This is a genomic window from Kitasatospora sp. NPDC093558, assembly GCF_040683475.1.
In the GTDB taxonomy this organism is placed as follows: Bacteria; Actinomycetota; Actinomycetes; order Streptomycetales; family Streptomycetaceae; genus Kitasatospora.
This window is the reverse complement of the sequence record NZ_JBFBDY010000542.1, coordinates 1-4,280: the sequence shown is the minus strand read 5'-3', so window position 1 is coordinate 4,280 and position 4,280 is coordinate 1. Positions and strand designations below refer to the sequence as shown.

Annotated in this window: 3 protein-coding genes; 2 read left to right on the top strand and 1 reads right to left on the bottom strand. The window is 74.9% G+C overall.

The window, feature by feature from the left end; all coding sequences use genetic code 11:
- Positions 1-464 precede the first annotated feature (464 nt).
- Positions 465-1,172, bottom strand: coding sequence for a bifunctional DNA primase/polymerase (locus tag AB0O00_RS31035; protein ID WP_363657411.1), 708 nt, complete (start codon positions 1,170-1,172; stop codon positions 465-467).
- A gap of 306 nt (positions 1,173-1,478) precedes the next feature.
- On the opposite strand from AB0O00_RS31035, the gene AB0O00_RS31030 reads away from it, so the two are divergent.
- Entirely contained in the window at positions 1,479-2,855 is a 1,377-nt protein-coding gene (locus AB0O00_RS31030) for a transcriptional regulator (protein WP_363657410.1), read from the top strand.
- A gap of 167 nt (positions 2,856-3,022) precedes the next feature.
- Positions 3,023-4,189, top strand: coding sequence for a hypothetical protein (locus AB0O00_RS31025; protein WP_363657409.1), 1,167 nt, complete (start codon positions 3,023-3,025; stop codon positions 4,187-4,189).
- Positions 4,190-4,280: the final 91 nt, after the last annotated feature.

Genomic DNA, 4,280 nt, shown 5'->3' with positions numbered 1-4,280 from the left:
TCTGGCCGCGCGACGACGCCGGACACGAACCGACGAAGAGGGCCCGCTGCTCCCCGTGCAGCGGGCCCTTCCGTCCTCCCCGGTCCCCCTCTTCCCTCCCGTCCCCTCCGTCCCTCCCGGTCCCTCCCGCTTCCCCTCCGTACCGCCCCGCCCGGCTTCCCCGTCCGAGCGTCCCTTCCGGCGTCCCCTCGCACCGCAAATCCTCCCCTCGGCCGATCATGGCAATCCTTGAGCGCTGTCACTCGTACGAGGGGCTTGTCCGGTTGACCAGCGGGTACACCGAGGCTTTATCCGCACATGCGTATGACGGGCCCTGTCTCCGGTGGGAGACAAGGCCCGTCACTCGCGCGCGTTGTGTCGCGCGGCGCACGCCCTCACCCGATAGGCGGAGGGCGGCTGTCCGGGGGAGGGTGAATCCGGTACGGCCGAACGGCCCGGCGGACTTCCCTCCGGTACGCGACCGCTCAGTGCACCGCCGCCGGCTGGGCGCTCTGCGAGCGGGCCGAGGGGGCCTCGCGCCCGCACGCGTACGCCAGCGGGCTGATGAGCTCCGCCGCGTCCGGCAGCCAGCGGTTGAGTGCCGAGGGCGAGCGGGCCCACTGGGCGTACCCGGTGCTGCCGACCCGGGACGGCGGGGCGACCGTCCAGTCCCCCTCGCCGCGGGCGACCAGGTCGAGCCGGCCGGGCGGCCAGCCGAGCTTGCGGAGCATCTCCGGCAGCTTGGCCGCGACCCCGGGCAGCACCAGGAAGTGCAGCCGGCGCCCGATCCGGCCGGGCGAGGCGGGAACGGCCACCACCGGGCCGAGCTGGAGGTCCTGCCGCTCCATCCGGGCCAGCGCCAGGCAGCCGGCCACCTCCGGGACGTCCAGGACGTCGAAGGAACGGCCGGTGGGCAGCAGGATGGAGGCCTGCGGCCGCTCGGTCCACCAGCGCCGCACCGCCCCCGGCCCGGCGCTCGCCTTGCGGGCCCAGTCCGCGTCCAGCGGATGGGCGCCGGGCAGCGGGCAGCGCGGATCGCCGCAGGAGCAGCGGGCGGGCCCGTCGCCGTCGATCAGCCAGGCGCCCGGGGCGACCTCCCAGTGGCGGTTCTCGGCGTAGCTGACGGCTTCGATGAGCAGCGGGGGCAGTCCGGCGTCGTTGCCCTGGTCGGGGGAGTCGGGGATGTCTTCCACGCGCTGCTCAACTACCGTGTGTGAGCCTGGTTACGGCCCCGCGGTGCCCGGATGGGCGCATGATGGCAATGTCACCCGAACCGGTGACTCAAGCGAGTTGGCACGGGCGGGGGCGGGCGCAGAGGGGGCGCACGGGAGCATTTCCCAGGGCGCGTGGGGGGTGCGGTTCGTCACCGTGGGTATCCCGCTGGCGTTGCTGATCGCTAACCTGGTGTCAGATTCCTTGGACGGTCGGACAGTCGGCAACAGATCAGCAGAATCGTCGCCCGCCGGCCGGGACCGGAGGGTGTGGGGAGGCGAAGCCCAATGGCCGCGAGACCACTCGTCGCACGACAGCCCAACGAGCGTCTGCAGCAACTGATCCAGGAGGCCAGCTGCTCCAACGCCGGCCTGGCCCGGAGAGTCAACCTCTGCGGCGCCGAGCACGGTCTGGACCTGCGCTACGACAAGACCTCCGTCGCCCGGTGGCTGCGCGGCCAGCAGCCGCGCGGACAGGCCCCGGCGGTGATCGCCGAGGCCCTGGGCCGCAAACTCGGCCGCAGCGTGTCGGTCGAGGAGATCGGCATGGCGGACGGCAAGAACCTCAGCTCCGGCATCGGGCTGCAGTTCGCACCCACCCTGAACGCGGCGCTGGAGCAGGTCTGCGAGCTCTGGCGCAGCGACGTCGGCCGGCGCGACTTCCTGACCGGGGCGACGGTCGCCGCCTCCGCCCTCGTCGAGCCCAGCCGGGACTGGCTGATCACCCCGCCGGACCCGGTCGTCGCGCGCGCCGGCGGCCCGCGGGTCGGCCCGACGGACGTCGCGGCGATCAAGGCCACCACGACGATGCTGGTGGACCTGGACCACCGCTTCGGCAGCGGGCACGTGCGCCCGGTGGTCGTCCACTACCTCAACTCGGTGGTCTCCGGCCTGCTCGGCGGCGCCTACCGCGAGGAGACCGGACGCCAACTCTTCGCCGCGGTCGCCAGGTTGACCGAGCTGGCCGGCTACATGGCGGTGGACACCGGACAGCCCGGGCTCGCCCAGCGCTACTACATCCAGGCGCTGCGCCTCGCGCAGGCGGCGGACGACCGCGGCTACGGCGGCTACGTCCTCGCGGCCTCGATGAGCCACCTCGCGGCGACGCTGGGCAATCCGCGCGAGATCGCCCAGCTCGCCCGCGCCGCGCAGGAGGGCGCGCGGACGGTGGCCACCCCGACGGCGATGGCGATGTTCTACGCCGCCGAGGCCCGCGGCCACGCGCTGCTCGGGGACGCCCGCTCGTGCGAGGCGGTCGCGGCCAAGGCGCTGGAGATGATGGAGAAGCGCCGCCCGGAGGACGATCCGGACTGGATCGTCCACTTCGACGACGCCTACCTCGCCGACGAGCTCGCCCACTGCCACCGGGACCTCGAGCAGGCCGGCCAGGCCGAGCACTACGCCCGCCGGGCGCTCGACCTGCACCCGCCGACGCGGGTGCGCCGCCGCGCGGTGGACCTGGTCCTGCTGGCCACGGCGCAGCTGCAGCAGCGGGACCTGGAGCGCGCCTGCGAGACGGGCGCGCAGGCGGTCCGGCTGCTGAGCGGGCTGCGCTCCAACCGGGGCGTGGAGTACCTGGACGAGTTCCGGCGCCGGCTGGAGCCCTACCGGGAGCAGCGGGTGGTCCGCGAGTTCCACGCCAGGGCGGACGCGGAGGCCGCCTGAGCGGATCGGCCCCCGCGGGGGAGCAGGTGTGATGTCCCGCCCACGTGGTCACCCGGTGAGGCGAACCGGTAGCGTGGGCGCGACGTCCAAGGAACTGTGATGCTCCCAAGAACCGACGAGATGTGGTCCGCCGTCAGCGCGCGGTCGTGCACAGGTGAGGAATCGCGTTGAGCCAGCGCCGCTCGTACCCCAACTCGGGTGACTTCAACCTGGACGACCTGTTCCGCCCGGAGCCCGCCCAGCAGCAGGGCGCCCAGCCCGGCCTGCCGCAGGGCCCGCAGGGTGCCCAGCCGGGCCAGCAGATGCCGCCGGTGGGGCAGCCGTCCGGGCAGCCGGAGTACCTGGGCGAGGGCGCGCACGCGCTGCCGACGCAGGCCATGCCGGCCCAGGGCGGGCCGTGGGCCGGCGCCCCGGCCCCCGGCGTCCAGGGCTACCAGCAGGGCGCCCCCGCGCCGGAGACCCAGCACCTCCCGCCGTACCCGACCGCGGACCCGCACGCCGGCGGCTACCCGGCCACCCCCGGTTACCCGCAGCAGGCCCCCGGCTACCCGCAGCAGCCGGACCAGGGCTACCCCGGCCACCAGGGCTACCCGGCCGCCCACCCGCAGCCGGTGCAGCAGCCCGGCCGGCCCGACTACTCCGGCGCCGAGTACCAGACCGCCGCCGTGCCGGTCCACGAGGAGCGCGGCGGCGGGCGCCCGTCCTCGAAGCTGATCATCGGCGGTGTGGTGGCCGGCTGCGCCGCGGCCGGGATCCTCGTCGCCGTGCTGATGAGCGGCGGCGACGACACGGGCGGCGACAAGAAGAAGACCCCGCCGGTGGCCACGGCCGGCAGCGCCTCGACGGGCCCGGCGACCGCGAGCGGCTCGGCGGCCTCCGTCGACCCCGAGGTCAAGGCGCAGGCGCAGCCGCTGTCGGACCTGCTGGGCACCGCGAGCGACAGCCGCTCGGCCGTCGTGAACGCGGTCGGCGCCGTGCAGAAGTGCAACCAGCTGCCGGAGTCGCAGCAGGCGCTGACCGCCGCGGCCGGCAAGCGGCGCGAGCTGCAGACCAAGCTCGGCCAGCTGAAGACCGACAAGCTGCCCGGCGGCCCGCAGCTGGTCGAGCAGCTCAACGCGGCCTGGACGGCCTCGGCGCAGGCGGACGACGAGTACGCGGCCTGGGCCTCGGACTCGCAGGCCCCCGGCGCGTGCGGCAAGCAGGACAACCAGCACTACAAGAACGCCGTGACGGCGAGCGGCACGGCGACGAACGCCAAGAAGCAGGCGTCCACGCTGTGGAACGCGATAGCGACCCTGACCGCTCTGCCGCCCCGCGGCGACGGCGACCTGTAAGCGAGGAGGGGCGGGCCGCCCCCCCCGGGGGGGCGCCCCCCCCCCCGCACGCCGCGGGCGTGCAGCCCCGGTGCCCCCCCCGCGCGGCGGC